This is a genomic window from Chryseobacterium oranimense, from assembly GCF_900129755.1.
Lineage (GTDB): Bacteria > Bacteroidota > Bacteroidia > Flavobacteriales > Weeksellaceae > Chryseobacterium > Chryseobacterium oranimense.
In genome coordinates this window covers 248123-267145 of record NZ_FQWT01000003.1, presented here as the reverse complement: position 1 = coordinate 267145, position 19023 = coordinate 248123, and the positions used below count along the sequence as shown (strand labels likewise).

Here is a 19023-nt window from a genome sequence, read left to right as displayed (position 1 = left end):
TACGTTTTTTATTGGCTGATATTGTTAATTTTTTTATAAAAATAAAAAACAGGTTGTATATATGTAGCAAACTACGTAGTTTTGAACTATAAATAAAATGCATATGAAAATGATCATCCGACAATTAGATAACAGTTATTCAGATCAGCTGATTGATTTAATTCTTACCATCCAGCAAAAAGAGTTTAATGTACCTATCACGATAGAAGATCAGCCGGATTTAAAAATGATTGAGAGCTTTTATATGGAACCAGGTGGAAATTTCTGGGGTGCTTTTATAGACGATGAGCTGGTAGGTTCCATAGCTTTGGTTAAATTTGATGAAAGGGCAGGAGCGGTGAGAAAAATGTTTGTAAAAAAAGAATTCAGGGGAAAAGAGCTGAATATTGCCCAGGAACTTCTGGAAGTTTTAATATCTTTCTGCCGTGAAAATGGAATTGATGCCATTTACCTTGGAACCGTTAACATATTAAAGGCGGCCATGCGTTTTTATGAACGCAATCATTTTTCACAGGTTGAAAAGAAAAATCTGCCAGCAAGTTTTCCACTGATGAATGCAGATAATGTTTTCTACTATTTAAATATAAATCAAAAGGTATGAATATAATAGATGAATCCGGTATCCTGGCCATATCTACGAGGCTGCAGCGTTTAAGTGAACAATTGAGAAAAGACGGTGCCATGATTTATAAATCTTTCGGCATTGACTTTGAACCCAAATGGTTCCCTGTGATCTTTACTCTCCATCATAAAGAAATGCTGAGCGTTGTGGAAATTGCCAACGAAATAGGGTATACCCATCCATCTACCATAAGTTTACTGAAAGAACTGGAGAAACAAAAGCTTATTCAATCCAAAAAAGACAAACAGGATGAGCGCAGAAGACTGATTATACTGACTCCTAAAGGTATTGAACTGATTGAAAAAATGCAGCCGGTTTGGGAACTGGTGTCAAAAGTACTTGGCGAAATCGCAGATAATAAAAATAATCTACTTGCAGCAATTAATGAAGCAGAAGAAAAAATAGCTGAGCAGTCTTTCTATCAGAGAGCATTGAAGATGAAAAAAGAAAGTGAATGATTGATTGTAAGTATTTTATGAATTTAGAATGCGTTTTTTTTGTTTTGATGATTTATAATGCATGATGACAATCTAAAAAAAGTAAAAAAATCTAATAAAAAAATTGAAAAAAAATTTGGATATGCGGTTTAAATACTTACTTTTGTACCGCTTTAAAAAAGTAGGGGAATTAGCTCATCTGGCTAGAGCGTTAGACTGGCAGTCTAAAGGTGACGGGTTCGATCCCCGTATTCTCCACAAGACAAAACCGCGACCAATAAAGGTTTCACAGTAATTTAGATAACTTGAAGTTGTATTAACAGTGTACTAACTTAAATACAACAAAGTTTGTTTAAAAATCAAAACATGAACGGATGCAGCTACTCTGATCCGTTTATTTTCCCAATTCTGAAAAACGTTTCATCTAAAATTGCTATGGCCAAAGATTGGAACGTAGCATGTAAATCTATAATCAAGCAAAAAATGCTAAAATTCCGAATTTTATTATCTCTTTAAAATTAATTATCCCTGTATGATGATTTAATTGTTATATTTACTATTACAAATCATAAAAAATTACATTATGAAAACACAAAATCTTCAAAAAGGAAAAAAGTTGAACAAAAAAGAATTGAGAGTAATTACTGCAGGACTTCTGATCTGTGCTGATCCAGATACCGGTGTATGTGAGGTATATAGAATCCAATGTGCAGAATTTCAATGCAAATACGCTCCTTAATTTTATATTCTTTTATTGAAACCACTCGCACAAGAGTGGTTTTTTATTTTAAAACATAACAAAAGATTAATATTAAGATGTATAATGTAAATGAAAAATAGGAAGTAAATAGCTACTGGTATAAAATCTAAACCTTTTTAAAATGATAGCTCCAAACTATTTAGCTGTTAAAAGAACTCACGTAGTAATAAACCCATATTGCCCTAGCCTCACTCATAAATGTCGTTATTTGCTGAAATATCAGTTTAGTTGCTTTTTGAACGGGATATGGACAAAAGATAAACAAGATGGGCAAACATACTTCTCTTTACAGATTCCACTTTGATATCACCGGTTGCCTGGTTAATGGTCGTTACCAGATCTGCGTTACACTGTCCGGAAAATGAGCCGCTGCCTAAATAATTGGCTGTATTCGCAGAAGGGTAGGAGATTCTGGGATAATCGGGAGCAACCTGTTCAGCAGCTGTTATTCCTCCTACATAACCTTTATTATCAATAAAACGGGCAGACCAGGTTCCCAAAAATTGTCCGTTCACTGTATTGATGGTTTGTCCTACTACAATTTGAGTATCTACAGCCCTGGTAAAACCTGCGCAGGAGCTGTAATGGTTAACGCTGACCGTACAGGCTGAAGCATTATCGGCGGGCTGAAAACATTTTCCTTCATAAACAGTCAGTCTTTGTTCTGCTGCTGATGTAGAAGTGTTCAGTAATGCCTTAGGAGAAAAAACTTCTTCAGGGGAAATTAAAATTAAAACTCCCTGCTGGTCGGCTGCAACAATTTTCCTTTCGGCGTTGGCCAATCCTCTTACTCTGGCTTGTCCGTTGACATCTAAAGTATGCGATGGTGTAGCAGTATTAATCCCTACCTGTGAACTGATATTAATAAATAAAGTAACTGTGGCAAAAAAAAAGAGTCTTGTTTTCATGGTGCTTATTAGGTTTTAATGAGTTTATATTTTTCACTAAAGTAAGAAATATTTATAAATATGAAAGTAATTTCTATTTAAATTAAATTTAAAGAATTAAATAATCTGAATTTAAATTTAACATTGAAAAACGAAATCCAATCTCTGTAAAATACAAATGATAATGTTTTGTAAATCATTTTACTGAAATACGGCATGATTGTTTGTTTCTCTTTAGTAAATAATTGTATTTTAGCCAAAATAAGCTGCTAATTCATAAAAATATAAACGGCTGATTAAAATTCAGATAATTTAAATGAAAAAATTAGTAGATTTGCACGGAACAATACAGAAAATAAATAATTCAGCTCCTATTTTCAAAGTAGGGATGAATAAATAACAATAAAATTTGATTAGCTTATAAACTATTAGAAACTATGAAGAAACTTTTTTTACTTCTTTTAACCGCTTTTTTATTTATCGGATGCAGTTCTGATGATGACACCATTTATGATTATATAGGAACATGGTCAGGAAAGTATACAGGAAGCGATGACGGAACCTGGAATCTTGTGGTAGCCAGCGACGGCAAAGTAACCGGCACCATGCACTCTACAGTCAATGATGAAAATTATAATATTTCCGGGAACTTAACCGAAACCGGGGATCTTACCGCTGTGGTCGGGTTGCCTGATGATGGCGAGTTCAAAGGAACCCTTTCAAGAGATAAAAAAGGAAACGGAAGCTGGTCAAACGCTGTTCCTACCCCTGCAAGATACGGGACCTGGACAGGAGACAAAAAATAAGACAGAAAGCCTGCAGATTAATCTGCAGGCCTTTTTTTATTTAAATAAACCCCATATGGGTAATTTTTCCTTTATCCTTAATCACTAAAAAGCAGAGAAGAAGTTTGTCGTCCTGAAAGTACTTTTTTAGACGGATCTCTTTCTCATTTTTTACAGAAGCTTTCTCTTCAAAAAATTCAGCAGTATATGCTTCCAGATCCACATGAATGGTGACCATAACTATTTCATCTGCTGAAAGACGGTTATCCAGATTCAGAATGCTTGCCTCGTTTTCTACGGAAAGATAAGTTCCTGCACTGAAATTCTCCTTTTCTCCAAATTTGAATTCTTTAAGAAGGTGCATCCCTTCCTCAGTAATAAGGCCGTTTTGTACGGTCCTTTTTCCCTTCTCTGAAACAGTATCAAGATCTTTGATTGCGGTCATCAGCTTTGCAAATCTTTGGTAGAGCAGGGGTTCTCCGGACTCTTTAATGTACTTTTCAATACAGCCGCGTATGGTTTTTCCTGCTTTTGAGCAGTGCCCGAACTCAGAACTGTTCTGCCTTACCTTTTCATAAGAAGGGCTTTTTTTGAAAGCAGTTTTATTGAATCCACTCTTTTTACGAACCACATTTTTCCCGTTCAGGCTGTAAAAAACCAGATCGCCTACACTGCCTTTGATCTTTATTAAACTTTCATACGTTGCCATATCACCAAATTGGAGATCAAATATACTAATAAATATAAGAAATCATAATTTTAACATATATTTATCATATAGTTGTAGTATAGTTTTATTATAATTAAAATATAAAATGTATATTTGTCAAACAATTAGTTACTTCATTTAAAATCAGATGAATATGATACCGGGATTATTTGAAAAAAACTTAAGGATAAAGCAGCTTTCCGTTCTGATGATGGCCTCCGTTATTACAGTTTCCTGCGGATCATCAAAAAATGTAGCTTCCAAAAAAAAGACAACAAGCAAAACTGTTGCAAAGGCTGAAAATCTCAGAAAGCTGGATTCTAAATTTGATGGAAATGTTTCCAGATCTGTCAGTGATATTCTTAAAGATGCAGAGAAATACCTCGGAACTCCTTATAAATTTGGAGGGAACAGCTCGTCAGGTTTTGACTGTTCCGGCTTTACCGTAAAAGTTTTTGAAGAAAATGATTTCTCCCTTCCGCGCAGATCTGCAGATCAGGCCGATGCCGGTAAAAAAATTGATATCAAAGACGTTAAACCCGGCGATCTTCTCTTTTTCGCCACAGCCGGAGGAAGCAGGGTTTCTCATGTAGGAATTGTTCATGATATCGGAGCAGATGGAGAAGTAAAATTCATTCATGCTTCCACTTCAAAAGGAGTCATTATTTCTTCATTAAACGAAAAATACTGGAATAAAGCCTACCTCCATGCCCAGAGAGTGCTATAAACCATTGCAATAGACGGATTTTATTATCCGAAAATTTGTGGTGAAAAAGTACAGTATTGCAGATGGGTATGTTTCGTTAAAAGCATACACGATAAAACTGTTTTGCTGAACTTTTTTGTATCTTTGGCGCGAATAATTTTCAAATTAATTTAAACAAGAAACATGTCGTTACAACAAACAATTGAAAACATTTGGGATAATAGAGATTTATTACAGAATGAAGACAGCCAGAAGGCGATAAGAGAAGTTATTTCCTTATTGGATTCCGGAGAACTTCGTGTTGCTGAGCCTACGGAAAACGGATGGCAGGTGAACGAATGGGTGAAGAAAGCTGTAGTAATGTATTTCCCGATCCAGAAAATGGAAACTATTGAAGTAGGTCCGTTTGAATTTCATGACAAAATTCCTTTGAAGAGAAATTATGCTGAAAAAGGAGTAAGAGTTGTGCCTCATGCTATCGCAAGAGAAGGATCTTTTGTGGCTTCAGGAGTCATTATGATGCCTTCTTATGTGAATATCGGTGCTTATGTAGATTCAGGAACCATGGTGGATACCTGGGCTACAGTAGGAAGCTGTGCACAGATCGGTAAAAACGTTCACCTGAGTGGTGGTGTAGGTATCGGTGGCGTACTGGAACCATTACAGGCTGCTCCTGTAATTATTGAGGATGACTGTTTTATCGGTTCAAGATGTATCGTAGTAGAAGGTGTTCACGTAGAAAAAGAAGCTGTTTTGGGCGCCAATGTAGTATTGACTGCTTCTACAAAAATTATCGATGTTACAGGAGATCAGCCGGTTGAGATCAAAGGAAGAGTTCCTGCACGTTCAGTGGTAATCCCTGGAAGCTATACAAAACAGTATCCTGCAGGAGAATACCAGGTTCCATGTGCATTGATTATTGGGCAGAGAAAAGAATCTACAGATAAGAAAACATCTCTTAATGATGCTTTAAGAGAGAATAATGTAGCGGTATAAGCTATGTTTTCTCTAAATTTTAAAGTTTCATTTTAAAATTTATATAATAAACCCTGAATACTCATTTAGGGTTTATTTTATTTATACCTTTAAACCATTAAGCTTATAAAAAACTCTGATATGAAAATTGCCTTCGATGCAAAACGTTTTTTTCACAATACGTCCGGATTGGGCAATTATTCCAGGGATCTTATCAGGATTCTTTCCCAGTATTATCCTGAAAACGAATACCTGCTGCTGAATAAAAACAGTTCGGAAAGAGGCAGAGACATTCTGGAAAATCCCAATGTGAAATTTGTGCCGACTTCTAAAGGAAACCTTTCCCGGCAGCTTAAAATGGGAAAAGATGCGCAGAAAGAAGGAGCACAGATATTTCACGGTCTTTCCGGTGAACTGCCTTTGAAATGGGGCAAACAACCTATCAGAAAAATTGTGACCATCCATGATCTGATTTTCATGAGATACCCCCAGTATTATTCTTTTTTTGACCGGAAGATTCACTTGTGGAAATTCAAAAAAGCAGCTATTTCTGCCGATAAAATCATTGCCATTTCGGAACAGACCAAAAGAGATATTATCACCTATCTGAAAGTTCCTGAAAGTAAAATAGAAGTTATTTACCAGGGCTGTCACAAAGCCTTTAAAGAACAGCAGCCAGATGATGTAATTCAGGCTGTAAAAGAAAAGTTCAGCCTTCCGGAACGTTATATTTTAAATGTAGGAACCATTGAAGCCAGGAAAAACCTTTTGAATATAGTTAAAGGGATAAGTGTTACTGAAATTCCTTTGGTTGTAGTGGGAAGAAAGACAAAGTATTATAAAAAAGTAGAGGCTTTTATCAAGAAAAACAAGATGGAAAAACAGGTGTTTTTCCTCGAAGGAGTTTCTATGGATGAACTGGCTGTGATCTACAAGCTGGCAGATATTTTCGTGTATCCTAGCTTTTTTGAAGGCTTTGGAATTCCGGTAATAGAAGCACTTTTCTCAAAAACAGCAACGATCACCAGCAATACCAGCTGCTTGCCGGAAGCGGGTGGAAAAGATTCTGTTTATATTGATCCCAACAATTACGTTGATATAGGAACTAAAATAAAATTCCTCTGGGAAAATGAGTCTGAAAGAAAACGCCGTGCAGAAAAGAGTTTCGAGTTTGTTCAGAAATTTAATGACAAACCTATTGCAGCACAGTTAATGGAACTCTACAAAAAAAATCTGTAAAAAAACTTTGCAGTTTAAAAATAAACCCTACATTTGTACCACAATTCAAAACAATGAAACCGAATTTTTTAACACTTCATCATTACTATCATCATCTCTGCTAAGACGGAACTGATTGATATAAACATGTGTTAAAATCAAAATAATTAAAAACCGTCTGAGTAAATAGACGGTTTTTTTGTTTCCCGAATTCTTCCCGGAAATCTTCAACAGATCAGTTTTTATTTGCTCAGATTTATCTAAAATAATACAATGAGTAAATTAAAAATTGCGATTCAGAAAAGCGGCAGACTTTACGAAGATTCTCTACAGCTCCTCAAAGACTGCGGTATTTTCGTCAACAATGGTAAAGACCAGCTCAAGGTTTCTGTAGACAACTTCCCGATGGAAATCATGTACCTCAGAAACTCGGATATTCCACAATACCTCGAAGATGGAGTGGTAGACATTGCTATCGTTGGCGAAAACCTTTTAGAAGAAAAACAGAAAAATATCAGGATTGTTGAGAAGCTTGGATTTTCAAAATGCCGTGTTTCCTTAGCCGTTCCCAAAGAAGTGGAAACCGACGATCTTTCTTACTTTCAGGGTAAAAAGATTGCCACGTCCTATCCCAACACCCTTAGAAATTTCCTTGATGAAAAAGGGATCGTTTCCGATATCCACATCATTTCCGGTTCCGTTGAAATAGCTCCTAATATCGGCCTTGCAGATGGGATCTGTGATATTGTAAGTTCAGGAAGCACCTTATTTAAAAACGGGTTGAGAGAAACGGTTACCATTCTTAAATCAGAAGCTGTTCTTGCAAAAACATCCGTGCTTGATGTTCAGAAGGAAGCTATTTTGGATAAATTTCTATTTAGAATTAAGTCCGTTTTGAAAGCAAAGAATTCAAAATACATTCTGATGAATGTTCCTGATGAAAAGATCAGCGCCATTGCTTCTGTGCTTCCGGTATTGAAAAGCCCTACGGTTATTCCTTTGGCTGAACAAGGATGGAGCAGTATTCATTCAGTAATTGATGAAGTAAGATTTTGGGACGTCATTGATGAACTGAAAGAAAACGGAGCGCAGGACATACTCATTATTCCAATCGATAAAATGGTGATTTAATTATGAAAATATACAGATATCCAGAACGGAATGCATGGCCGGATCTCGTAAAACGTCCTGTAATGGAGCAGAAAGAAATATCCGGGCTGATCAGGAAAATATTTAATACTGTTGAAGAACAGGGAGACAGTGCTCTTATTGAATTCAATAAAAAATTTGATAGGGCAGTAACACCACAAATTGCAGTAACAGAACAAGAATTGGAGAATGCGGCAGACAAAATTTCTGAAGATTTAAAGAAAGCCATTAAGCAGGCTAAAGAAAATATATCAAAATTTCACAATGCGCAGATAGCAGAAACAGAAAAAATAGAAACTGTAAAAGGAGTAACCTGCTGGAGAGAAAATCGAGGCATTGAAAAAGTAGGGATCTATATTCCGGGAGGAACTGCTCCTTTATTTTCAACAGTGCTGATGCTCGCTGTACCTGCAAATTTGGCAGGATGTCAGGAAATTATCCTGTGTACACCACCGGACAGCAGCGGTAATATTAATCCTGCAATTCTGTTTACAGCGAAGCTTTGCGGGATTACAAAAGTGTTTAAAACCGGAGGTGCACAGGCCGTCGCAGCCATGAGTGTTGGAACAGAAAGTATTCCAAAGGTGTATAAAATTTTTGGACCTGGTAACCAATATGTTGTTGCCGCCAAAGAATATGCGCAGCGTTACGGCGTAGCGATTGATATGCCTGCGGGGCCCAGCGAAGTTCTCGTTATTGCAGACAGTCAGGCTGTTCCTGAATTTTGTGCAGCGGATCTTCTCTCACAGGCAGAGCACGGAAGCGACAGCCAGGTAGTTTTTATTACCACAGATTTCAAAATTTTCAGTGAAACCATTGAAGCCGTTGAAAAACAGGTGAAGAAGCTCCCGAGAAACGAACTGGCTACACAGGCCCTTGATCACAGTGTTTTTGTTCTGATGAATTCATTGGAGGAAGCTTTGGAATTCAGCAATTTGTATGCTCCGGAACACCTTATCCTTGCCCTGGAAGATTTTGAGCAGTACATTCCACAGATCAGCAATGCCGGATCGGTTTTCCTGGGAAATTATTCCTGCGAAAGTGCCGGAGATTATGCCAGCGGGACTAATCATACTTTGCCTACGAATGCTTATGCAAGGAACTACAGCGGCGTTTCCCTCGACAGTTTTGTTAAAAAAATTACCTTTCAGCACCTTTCTAAAGAAGGTTTGAAAAAAATAGGAAAAACAATAGAAGTAATGGCAGAAGCAGAAGGTCTTATTGCCCACAAAAATGCAGTGTCCATACGATTAAAATAAGATAATGAAAGAATTCAACCTCAATACTTTAGTTAGAAAAAATATACTCAGTTTACAGCCTTACACCAGCTTCAGAGATAACAGTGAGTTTAAAGCCCCGGTTCTTCTGGATGCTAATGAATGTCCGTTCGGGGAATTCAACAGATATCCGGATTCAACTCAGAAAAAACTTAAAAGCAAGCTTGCAGACCTTAAAAAGGTAACTCCTTCACAGATCGCTTTGGGAAACGGCAGCGATGAATTGATTGATCTGATCATAAAAATCTTCTGTGAGCCTAAAAAAGACACCATTCTGATGATGAACCCTTCATTTGCCATGTACGCTTTTTACGCGGCGGTGAATGAAAATGAAGTTGTAAAATTAAATCTGGATGAAAACTTTGAAATAGTAAAAGGTGACTTTTTAAAGATTACTCAGGAACGCGACATTAAAGTTTTTTTCCTTTGTTCTCCCAATAACCCGACTGGAAACAGTGTCCAGGATATAGAATTTTTTATCCGGAATTTTGACGGAATTGTTGTCATAGATGAAGCTTACATTGAATTTTCAGAAAATAGATCGGCAATTGAACTTCTGGATAAATATCCTAACCTGATTGTGCTGCAGACTTTTTCTAAAGCCTGGGGAACGGCAGGAGCCAGGGTTGGTGCTGCTTATGCTTCTAAAGAGATCATCCGTTTCATCAATACGGTGAAGGCTCCTTACAATGTGAATTCTTTAAGCCAGGAGCTTATTTTAAACCTTTTGGATGATAAAGATAGGCTTAAAAATAATGTTGAAAGCATTTTGCAGGAAAGAACCTGGCTGGAACAGGAATTTAAAAATATGGAATGCATCATCAAGATATTTCCTACCGATGCTAATTTCTTTCTGATCAAAGTTAATAATGCCCAAACGGTGTATCAGAAAATGTTGGATAAGGAAATTCTGACCAGCCAAAGGTCACCTGCAATTCAGGACTGCATAAGGATCAATGTAGGAAGCCGTGAAGAAAACAAAAAATTAATCAATGTTTTAAAAGCAATTGCATCATGAAAAAAGTACTTTTTATAGACCGTGACGGAACCCTTATCATAGAACCGCCCGAAGATTTTCAGGTAGATTCGCTGGAAAAACTTGAGTTTTATCCGGGAGTTTTCCAGAACCTTTCCAAAATTGCCAGAGAAATGGATTACGAGCTGGTAATGGTTACCAATCAGGATGGTTTAGGAACGGATAGTTTTCCTTATGAAGATTTTATAAAACCCCAGGAGAAAATGCTGAAAACCTTTGAAAACGAAGGAATCATTTTCAGTGATATCCTGATTGACAAAAGTTTTGAGCATGAAAGCCTTCCTACCAGAAAACCGGGAATCGGCATGCTTTCAAAATATATCTACGGAAATTATGATCTTGAAAATTCATATGTTATTGGGGATCGGCTTACAGATGTACAACTTGCTGAAAATTTGGGGACTAAAGCTATTTTTATCAATGAAAGCTTTAATGAAAAAGCAGCGCTTACTACAACAAATTGGTCTGAAATCTATCTCTTTTTAAAGCAGGAATCAAGAAAGGCAAAGGTCTACAGAAAAACCAATGAAACAGAAATAGATATTGAAATAGACCTGAACGGTAAAGGTACTGCAGAAATTTCTACAGGTCTTCATTTTTTCGATCACATGCTGGATCAGATTGCAAGACACGGAAACCTGGATCTTAAAATTAAAGTAAACGGAGACCTTAATGTGGATGAGCATCATACGATTGAAGATACCGGAATTGCTTTAGGTGAAGCTTTTTCAAAAGCATTGGGCAATAAAAAAGGGATTGAAAGATATGGCTTTTTGCTTCCGATGGACGACTGTCTGGCCCAGGCAGCCATTGATTTCGGAGGAAGGCCGTGGATCGTTTGGGAGGTTGATTTTAAAAGAGAAAAAATAGGGGATGTGCCTACAGAAATGTTCTTTCACTTTTTCAAATCATTTACAGATTCATCAAAATCTAATCTGAACATCAAAGCGGAAGGAGATAATGAACACCACAAAATAGAAGCGGTCTTCAAGGCATTTGCAAAAGCTGTTAAAATGGCGGTAAATCAGTCGGACAGCAGTTTTAATTTACCATCAACCAAAGGAAGTTTATAATATGATCGCATTGATAAAATACAACGGCGGAAATGTAAGTTCAGTCCAGAATGCTTTGGCCCGGCTCAATATTAATTCCATCATTACAGATGATCCCGACCTGATTATAAAAGCTGATAAAGTAATATTTCCGGGGGTGGGAGAATCTTCATCAACGATGAAAGTACTTGAAGAAAAGGGGCTTAATGCGCTAATTCCCAGCCTGAAGCAGCCGGTTTTAGGAATTTGCCTCGGAATGCAGCTGATGTGTGGCAATAATGAGGAAGGAAATACAAAAGGAATGGGAATTTTTGATGTAGATGTTAAGCAGTTTCCGCCGGAAGACCTTGTTCCGCATATGGGATGGAACACCATTTCAGATCTTAAATCACCGCTTTTTTCAGGGATTGAGGATAATACTGATGTTTACTTTGTCCACAGCTATTATTGCGGATTGGCAGAGTCTACAGTGTCCGTATGCGATTATATTCTTCCGTTCAGTGCTTCGCTTCAGAAAGATAATTTCTTTGCGGTACAGTTTCACCCTGAAAAATCGGGGCTGACGGGCAGTAAAATATTAGAAAACTTTATAAAACTATAGGTGATGAAGATTATTCCAGCGATTGATATCATTGACGGAAAATGTGTCCGTCTGTCAAAGGGAGATTATTCTACCCAAAAAATATACAGCGAAAATCCTGTGGAGATCGCTAAAGAATTCGAAAGTTTCGGAATCCGGTTTCTCCACCTTGTAGACCTGGATGGTGCTAAGTCTAAACATATTGTGAATCAGAAAGTCCTGGAAAATATTGCCCGGGAAACTTCGCTTCATATTGATTTCGGAGGTGGCTTAAAAACAGGGAATGATATAGAAACAGCATTTAACTCGGGAGCAAAACAGATCACTTTGGGAAGCATTGCCGTACAGGACCCGGAATTTTGTGTTGAAATGATTAAAAGATATGGCAATGACAGGATTATTTTAGGAGCTGACTGCGAAAACAGGAAGATCAAAACATCCGGATGGCTGGAAGAAAGCAGCCTGGATATTATAGATTTTCTTCTTCAGTATCAGGAAAAAGGCATCAGCCAGACCATATGCACAGATATTTCCAAAGATGGAATGCTGGAAGGGCCGTCCACAGACCTGTATAAAGAAATACTGGATAAAACTTCAGTAAAGCTTACGGCGAGCGGTGGCATTTCATGTATTGAAGATATTTACAGCATGAAAGAGATCGGATGTTCGGGGACTATTATCGGAAAAGCCATTTATGAAGGAAAAATAAGTTTATCACAACTTCAGAAATTTATTGAAAATGCTTAAGAAAAGAATCATTCCATGTCTGGATATTAAAGACGGAACTACCGTAAAAGGAGTTAATTTTGAAGGATTACGAAATGCCGGAGATCCCGTAGAGCTTGCAGTGAAATATGAGCATGAAGGTGCTGACGAACTGGTTTTCCTCGATATTACGGCAACTCTGGAAAACAGGAAGACGTTTGCGGAACTTGTAAAAGAAATAGCCAGGCAGCTCAGCATTCCATTTACGGTAGGCGGTGGAATTTCCTCTGTGGAAGATGTAAGAAAACTTCTGGAAGCCGGTGCAGATAAGATCAGCATCAATTCTTCTGCGGTTAAAAATCCACAGTTGATTGGTGACCTTGCGAAAGAATTCGGAAGCCAGTGTGTGGTCGTGGCTATTGATACCCGTTTTACAGACGGCTCAGATCTTGTCTATGTAAGAGGCGGAAAGCTTGCCACGAACTTGAATACCGTAGACTGGGCAAAAGAAGCTTCATCATTGGGGGCAGGAGAGATTCTGCTGACCTCAATGGATGGTGACGGAACAAAAAACGGATTCGATCTCCGTATCACGAAGCTGGTTTCAGAATCTGTTTCTATCCCCGTGATTGCTTCAGGAGGAGCAGGAAGCGCAGATGATTTTATTAAAGTATTCAATGAAACAAAAGCAACCGGAGCTTTGGCAGCCAGTATTTTCCACTTTAATGAAGTACCTGTTCAGGAATTGAAACAATATTTAAGAACTCAAAAAATATCCGTACGATGAAAATAGATTTTAATAAAAATAATGGCCTTGTTCCGGTGATCATCCAGGACAGCAGAACGCAGCAGGTACTCATGCTTGGATATATGAACGAGGAGGCTTTTGAAAAGACAGAAAAGGACGGTATTGTCACTTTTTTCAGCCGTTCCAAAAACAGGCTTTGGATAAAAGGGGAAGAATCCGGTAATTTCCTGACTGTAAAGAATATAAGTATAGACTGCGATCAGGATACTATCTTGATACAGGCTGTTCCTACGAACACAGTCTGCCACACCGGAAGTTTCAGTTGTTTTGGAGAAAAGGAAACTAAAGGTTTTCTCTACGAACTGGAAGCAAAAATCTCCGAAAGAATTGATAAGAAAACGGAAGATTCATATACGTATTCCCTTTACCAGAGAGGAATCAATAAAATGGCTCAGAAAGTAGGAGAGGAAGCCGTAGAACTGGTCATTGAAGCCAAAGACAGCAATGATGATCTCTTCAAAAATGAAGCTGCCGATCTTATGTACCATTTTCTGATCCTGCTTAAAGCGAAAGGTTTTTCTATGGAAGACATTGAGCAGATTCTTCTGAGCAGGGATAAATGATTTAGAGCAAATTGTGTAATAAAAAGAGGATGTTTCAAAAAGTGAAACATCCTCTTATGATTTAAATACTTGATCCAGATTACCTGTCAATCAGAATTTTTCGCACAGCTTTCTCACCGTCAGCTTGTATAATTCCGATATAAGCACCTTCAGCGAGCTTTGAAACATTAACAGCTGTTTCGTTAGCCGTCTTAAGAAGGGATTTTCCTGAGAGATCTGTAATTTCAAAGCTGAAATCTTTCCTTGCACTGGCTGGGAGCTCAATATTAATGGTATCTTTAGATGGGTTCGGATAAATGGATACTGCTTCGAGAGACTGCTTGGAAGCAGTTTCTTTTGTTCCCAGCACAATAGAACTGGATGAAGTGGCCACTGCAAAATGCTGCAAAGCTCCCACTGTTGCCTTACCTATTTTGTAAATATAAACAGGGTCAGTATTTGCAAAAGTATCATCAGCAGAATGCGGATAGGTGCTTCTTATTCTTTCAAAAAAGCCTGTAATTACTTCTCCTTTTCTTTCAAACGGGATATAATCCGTATCTTCTGCAGGATCTACAGCGGTCTGGAGAGGTGAGTACAATGCCGTACAGTTTCTTAGCTGCTGGGTTACTGCCGCAGAAGCTGCATTATTGCTTGTGGGACCTGCCTGGTCCTGATCACAGTACACTGTATTGTTGTTATTCCCCATAACACCGCCTACCTGGTCAAGATTGAATACCAGTTTGATATCCAAAACCCTTGTTCCGTTCTGGTAAGCCACATTATTGACGTAATGGGTACTTCCTCTCAATCCCTGCTCCTCGCCGGAGAAATGGATAAATTTAATGGAATATTCCGTAGGAACATTTCTTAAAATTCTTGCTGCCTCTAAAATAATAGAAGTCCCGCTTCCGTTATCATTCACTCCCGGGCCGTAAATGCTGTCAAAATGCCCGCAGATGATTACATATTTATTAGGATAAACCGTTCCTGTTTTAGTAATCACCAGATTTTTGGAGCTTGTGCTTCCAAATGTAAAAGGATCCTCAACGATCTGACTGGCAGAATAACCATAAGAAATATACTTATTTTTGATCCATGCTAATGCATCGGCATTTTTTACGGAACCGGTTGTTTTAATACCGAGATTGGAGAACTGCTGTAAGTTGGTGGTAATATTGGTCTGGGAAACCAGATTAGCTCTGTCCTGGTAAGCCTGGATGAAGGTCTGGGCTTTACTGCCGGATATGGCAAGGCAGACAGACAGCATTGCAATTGTTTTTTTCATTTTAATTATTTTATGATTGTGGTGTGATTTAAGAGTTGTATTTAACTTATAATTTAATTACTTTTCAATAATTATTTTCCGGGTAATACTTTCGCTTTCTGTTCTTACAGTGCATAAATAAATTCCATTTTGTAGCTGTGAAACATTAAGCCGGGTCTGGTTTTCTTCCTTCAATACGGAAAGTCCCTTTAAATTGGTGATTTCAACAGTAAAGTTCTTTATAGTCGCGTCCGGCAGCTCAACGGTTAACACGTTTTTTGCAGGGTTCGGGTAGACTTTTACAGATTCCAGTGTTGCTGCAGGTTCTTTTGAAGCAGAAACAGCTGTAACATTCGTAGAAGCCGTGGCAAAATGCTGCATGGCACCTACAGCGGCTTTACCTACTTTATAAACATAGACAGGATCTACATTGGCAAAAGTATCATTTACAGTATGTTCAGTGTAGCTTCTGGTATATTCATAAAAGCCTGTGATTACATATCCTTTCTGTTCAAAAGGCATATAGTCTGAAGAATACGCATTGGAAATACTGGTTTGAAGAGGAGAGTACAGGGTAGTACACGTTGCCAGCTGCTGGGTGATGGTATTGGACGCTGCGTTATTCCCTGACTGTCCGCCAGTATCTCTTTCGCAGATGATCTTGGTATTGGTATTCCCTGATTTGCCGCCTACCTGGTCAAGATTGAAAACCAATTTGATATCCAGTTTCTTTACACCGCTTTGGTAGGCAACATTATTTGCATAGTGGGAGCTTCCGTACAGGCCTTGTTCCTCTCCTGAAAAATGAATAAACTTGATGGAATATTCTGTAGGAACATCTTTTAAAATCCGGGCCACTTCCAGAATAACCGATGTTCCGCTTCCATTATCATTGGTGCCGGGACCGGTAATGGTATCATAATGCCCGCAGATAATGACGTACTTATCAGGATAAAGAGTTCCCGTTTTGGTAATCACCAGGTTCTTGGAACTCGTGCTTCCGAAAGTGAAAGGATCCTCCACGACCTGGCTAGCGGAATACCCGTAAGAAGTATACTTGTTTTTAAGCCAGGCTAAAGTATTGGCATTATTCACAGATCCCGTGGTCTTTACTCCTAAATTGGAAAACTCCTGAAGATTGCTGGTAATGTTGTTCTGTGAGACCAGATCAGCTCTGTTTTTATAAGCTTGAACGAGGGTCTGGGCACTGACGGTTCCTACCGCTAATGCAGTGCATAAAAAGGTGGTCAATTTTTTCATATTAAATATTTTGATTGGGTGTGTGGCTATTTTTCTATAATGATTTTTCTGGTGATGCTGTTGGTGTCTGATTTTACGGTGACCATGTATGTTCCGCTTGTCAGGCCGGAGGTATTCATTGTCTTTTCATTGTCTGCATTTAAAATCAGGCGTCCGTTCATATCGGTGATCTCTACCGTAAAGTTTTTATGGTCCTTCGGAAGTTCAATATGAAGAACATCACGCGCCGGGTTAGGGTAGATTTTAACCGATTCTAATGAGTTTTCATTCTGAACATCATCCGTGGCCAAAGTAACCGCAGAAGCTACCGCAAAATGCTGTAATGCTCCTAAAGCTGCCTTTCCCACATTGAAAACATATACCGGATCTACATTGGCAAAAGTATCATTTACCGTATGTTCATTATGGCTTCTTACCGTTTCATAAAATCCTGTAATGATATCTCCTTTATTTTCAAAAGGTATATAATCCGAATTGAATGCATTTGACATTGTAGTCTGAAGCGGAGAGTATAGGGTAGTACAGGTAGCCAGCTGCTGGGTCATCGCCAATGATGCTGCATTGTTTCCGCTTTGCCCGCTCTGGTCGCTTTCGCACTTGATATTATTATTTACATTCCCTAGTTTTCCCCCTACCTGGTCGATATTGAAAACAACTTTCAGATTTAGCTGGCGTACATTATTCTGGAAAACAACATTATCTACGTAATGGTTGCTTCCCACAAGTCCCTGTTCCTCTCCTGAAAAATGAATAAACTTCACAGAATATTCCGTAGGAACATCTTTTAGAATTCTGGCTGCTTCCAGCAAAATAGAGGTTCCGCTGCCATTATCGCTGACTCCGGGGCCTACTATCGTATCGTAGTGCCCGCAAATGATCACATACGTATCAGGATATACGGTTCCAGTTTTGGTTATGATTAAATTTTTGGAAGTATTGTTTCCATAGGTAAAAGTATCTTCTGTAATCTGGCTAGCAGTATATCCATAAGATTGATATTTAGCCTTAAGCCATTCCAGGGCATTGGTATTTTCTATACTACCCGTAGTTTTTACACCGAGATTTGAGAAGTCCTGAAGATTGGCTGTAATATTTGCCTGAGAAATTTTATTAACCCTGGTTTGGTAGGCCTGTATAAAATTCTGACCATGAAGACTGTAAGCTGATAAAGAAAGGAGTAAAATAGTTGATATTTTTTTCACTTTTAACTAAAGTTTTTATAGATTTAATAATGAAGCAAATGTAGATAATAAAAATCAATTTTATTTTATGCAAAATGGAAAAAATCTTTAGCGGAGCTTCATTTTTTATAATTGGTTCAAATGGAAGAAAATAAATCTATAGTTTGTGATTTTTAATGAAAAAAATATATTCCGGAAATAACAAAAAATCCCGGGCAAAGCCCGGGATTATATTGATAACAAAAAATTCTACATTATTTTACTTGATCTACAACTGCTTTGAAAGCTTCAGGGTGATTCATTGCTAAATCTGCTAAAACTTTTCTGTTAAGCTCTACGTTGTTCTTTTTAAGAGCTCCCATAAACTGAGAGTAAGACATTCCGTGCTCTCTTGCACCAGCGTTGATACGCGTGATCCAAAGTGATCTGAAGTTTCTTTTCTTCTCTTTTCTTCCACGGTAAGCATATTGCATTGCTTTTTCTACCGCGTTTTTAGCTACAGTCCAAACGTTCTTTCTTCTACCGAAAAAACCTTTAGCTTGCTTCATAATTTTCTTTCTGCGAGCTCTTGAAGCTACTGCATTTACTGATCTTGGCATAATTTAAATTGTTTTTTTGAAATGTGCGGTAATTGTTTCATTACTCTTAGTGGCTCCATTTCAGGGTTAAATTGTTGAATTTGTTTGAATTCTTATAAACCGAATATAGATTTATAAAAACTACTTAATGGCTAATTGACGTAGAACACTTTTCTCATCCACAGAAGCTACGTAAGAAGTCTGCGTAAGATTTCTCTTTTGCTTAGTTTCTTTCTTAGTTAAGATGTGGCTTTTGAAAGCATTCTTTCTTTTAATCTTACCAGTTCCGGTAAGTTTAAAACGCTTTTTAGCACCTGATTTCGTTTTTAATTTTGGCATTGTTCTGCTTTTTTATTGTTTTGTTATCAATATCTTGTCTTTGATTCCTGCAATACAGAGGAATTACAGTTTGCAAAGATACAAAAAAAATCAATCCGAACTTTTATTATCTGTGATTTTGTCACATATCGTGGCAGATGATGATGTATA

General features: G+C 37.8%; 22 protein-coding genes and 1 tRNA gene. 16 read left to right on the top strand and 7 right to left on the bottom strand.

What is annotated here, in order from left to right; genetic code table 11:
• Positions 1–103 precede the first annotated feature (103 nt).
• The 4 genes from BUB03_RS11860 (at position 104) to BUB03_RS21700 (ending at position 1798) form a co-directional block, all read left to right on the top strand.
• On the top strand, positions 104–601 hold the full coding sequence (locus tag BUB03_RS11860; protein WP_073063339.1) for a GNAT family N-acetyltransferase: 498 nt from the start codon (positions 104–106) through the stop codon (positions 599–601).
• Positions 598–1080: a MarR family winged helix-turn-helix transcriptional regulator gene (locus tag BUB03_RS11855; protein WP_040995302.1), complete on the top strand. Its 483-nt coding sequence runs from the start codon at positions 598–600 to the stop codon at positions 1078–1080. The genes BUB03_RS11860 and BUB03_RS11855 overlap by 4 nt, the downstream gene beginning before the upstream one ends.
• 163 nt (positions 1081–1243) lie before the next feature.
• Positions 1244–1317: transfer RNA gene (locus tag BUB03_RS11850), tRNA-Ala, on the top strand.
• Positions 1318–1642: 325 nt separating this feature from the next.
• Complete coding sequence (locus tag BUB03_RS21700; RefSeq protein ID WP_139258831.1) at positions 1643–1798, top strand: UbiD family decarboxylase; 156 nt, start codon at positions 1643–1645, stop codon at positions 1796–1798.
• A 245-nt stretch (positions 1799–2043) separates the two neighbouring features.
• Here BUB03_RS21700 and BUB03_RS11845 read toward each other — a convergent pair whose 3' ends face one another.
• Positions 2044–2727 (bottom strand): hypothetical protein, encoded by a 684-nt coding sequence (locus tag BUB03_RS11845; protein ID WP_073063336.1) that lies wholly within the window; start codon positions 2725–2727, stop codon positions 2044–2046.
• Positions 2728–3143: 416 nt separating this feature from the next.
• Here BUB03_RS11845 and BUB03_RS11840 point away from each other — a divergent pair, with 416 nt between their 5' ends.
• A complete protein-coding gene (locus tag BUB03_RS11840) occupies positions 3144–3512 on the top strand; it encodes a hypothetical protein (protein ID WP_040995296.1) in 369 nt (122 codons plus the stop codon).
• Between the two features lie 40 nt (positions 3513–3552).
• On the opposite strand, the gene BUB03_RS11835 is transcribed toward BUB03_RS11840, so the two are convergent.
• Positions 3553–4200, bottom strand: coding sequence for a hypothetical protein (locus BUB03_RS11835; RefSeq protein ID WP_073063333.1), 648 nt, complete (start codon positions 4198–4200; stop codon positions 3553–3555).
• A 154-nt stretch (positions 4201–4354) separates the two neighbouring features.
• Here BUB03_RS11835 and BUB03_RS11830 point away from each other — a divergent pair, with 154 nt between their 5' ends.
• The 11 genes from BUB03_RS11830 (at position 4355) to hisIE (ending at position 14269) form a co-directional block, all read left to right on the top strand.
• Positions 4355–4927 (top strand): C40 family peptidase, encoded by a 573-nt coding sequence (locus BUB03_RS11830; protein ID WP_139258828.1) that lies wholly within the window; start codon positions 4355–4357, stop codon positions 4925–4927.
• Positions 4928–5089: 162 nt separating this feature from the next.
• Positions 5090–5902, top strand: coding sequence for a 2,3,4,5-tetrahydropyridine-2,6-dicarboxylate N-succinyltransferase (locus BUB03_RS11825; RefSeq protein WP_040995292.1), 813 nt, complete (start codon positions 5090–5092; stop codon positions 5900–5902).
• Between the two features lie 120 nt (positions 5903–6022).
• A complete protein-coding gene (locus tag BUB03_RS11820; protein WP_073063330.1) occupies positions 6023–7120 on the top strand; it encodes a glycosyltransferase family 4 protein in 1098 nt (365 codons plus the stop codon).
• Between the two features lie 252 nt (positions 7121–7372).
• Positions 7373–8230 (top strand): ATP phosphoribosyltransferase, encoded by an 858-nt coding sequence (gene hisG / locus BUB03_RS11815; protein WP_073063329.1) that lies wholly within the window; start codon positions 7373–7375, stop codon positions 8228–8230.
• Between the two features lie 2 nt (positions 8231–8232).
• Entirely contained in the window at positions 8233–9507 is a 1275-nt protein-coding gene (hisD, locus tag BUB03_RS11810) for a histidinol dehydrogenase (protein WP_073063326.1), read from the top strand.
• Positions 9508–9511: 4 nt separating this feature from the next.
• Positions 9512–10543, top strand: coding sequence for a histidinol-phosphate transaminase (gene hisC, locus BUB03_RS11805; protein WP_073063323.1), 1032 nt, complete (start codon positions 9512–9514; stop codon positions 10541–10543).
• The gene (gene hisB, locus BUB03_RS11800) at positions 10540–11634 is read left to right on the top strand and encodes a bifunctional histidinol-phosphatase/imidazoleglycerol-phosphate dehydratase HisB (RefSeq protein ID WP_073063320.1); all 1095 of its coding nucleotides are present in this window, start codon (positions 10540–10542) and stop codon (positions 11632–11634) included. The genes hisC and hisB overlap by 4 nt, the downstream gene beginning before the upstream one ends.
• Position 11635: 1 nt before the next feature.
• Positions 11636–12214, top strand: a complete 579-nt coding sequence (gene hisH, locus BUB03_RS11795; protein ID WP_073063317.1) for an imidazole glycerol phosphate synthase subunit HisH — start codon at positions 11636–11638, stop codon at positions 12212–12214.
• 3 nt (positions 12215–12217) lie between these two features.
• Positions 12218–12940 carry a 1-(5-phosphoribosyl)-5-[(5-phosphoribosylamino)methylideneamino]imidazole-4-carboxamide isomerase gene (gene hisA, locus BUB03_RS11790; protein ID WP_073063314.1) on the top strand — a complete coding sequence of 241 codons (723 nt, stop codon included), beginning with the start codon at positions 12218–12220 and terminating at the stop codon, positions 12938–12940.
• Complete coding sequence (gene hisF, locus BUB03_RS11785) at positions 12933–13685, top strand: imidazole glycerol phosphate synthase subunit HisF (protein ID WP_073063311.1); 753 nt, start codon at positions 12933–12935, stop codon at positions 13683–13685. Before hisA ends, hisF begins: the two co-directional genes overlap by 8 nt.
• Positions 13682–14269: a bifunctional phosphoribosyl-AMP cyclohydrolase/phosphoribosyl-ATP diphosphatase HisIE gene (gene hisIE / locus BUB03_RS11780; protein ID WP_073063309.1), complete on the top strand. Its 588-nt coding sequence runs from the start codon at positions 13682–13684 to the stop codon at positions 14267–14269. The genes hisF and hisIE overlap by 4 nt, the downstream gene beginning before the upstream one ends.
• A gap of 79 nt (positions 14270–14348) precedes the next feature.
• On the opposite strand, the gene BUB03_RS11775 is transcribed toward hisIE, so the two are convergent.
• The 5 genes from BUB03_RS11775 to rpmI all read right to left on the bottom strand — a co-directional run bounded on the left by BUB03_RS11775 (position 14349) and on the right by rpmI (position 18873).
• Positions 14349–15536 carry a M28 family peptidase gene (locus tag BUB03_RS11775; RefSeq protein WP_073063307.1) on the bottom strand — a complete coding sequence of 396 codons (1188 nt, stop codon included), beginning with the start codon at positions 15534–15536 and terminating at the stop codon, positions 14349–14351.
• Between the two features lie 57 nt (positions 15537–15593).
• On the bottom strand, positions 15594–16775 hold the full coding sequence (locus BUB03_RS11770; RefSeq protein ID WP_073063304.1) for a M28 family peptidase: 1182 nt from the start codon (positions 16773–16775) through the stop codon (positions 15594–15596).
• Between the two features lie 26 nt (positions 16776–16801).
• Positions 16802–17977, bottom strand: coding sequence for a M28 family metallopeptidase (locus tag BUB03_RS11765; RefSeq protein WP_073063301.1), 1176 nt, complete (start codon positions 17975–17977; stop codon positions 16802–16804).
• A 233-nt stretch (positions 17978–18210) separates the two neighbouring features.
• Positions 18211–18555, bottom strand: a complete 345-nt coding sequence (gene rplT / locus BUB03_RS11760) for a 50S ribosomal protein L20 (protein WP_040995267.1) — start codon at positions 18553–18555, stop codon at positions 18211–18213.
• Between the two features lie 120 nt (positions 18556–18675).
• Positions 18676–18873, bottom strand: coding sequence for a 50S ribosomal protein L35 (rpmI, locus tag BUB03_RS11755; RefSeq protein WP_040995266.1), 198 nt, complete (start codon positions 18871–18873; stop codon positions 18676–18678).
• Positions 18874–19023: the final 150 nt, after the last annotated feature.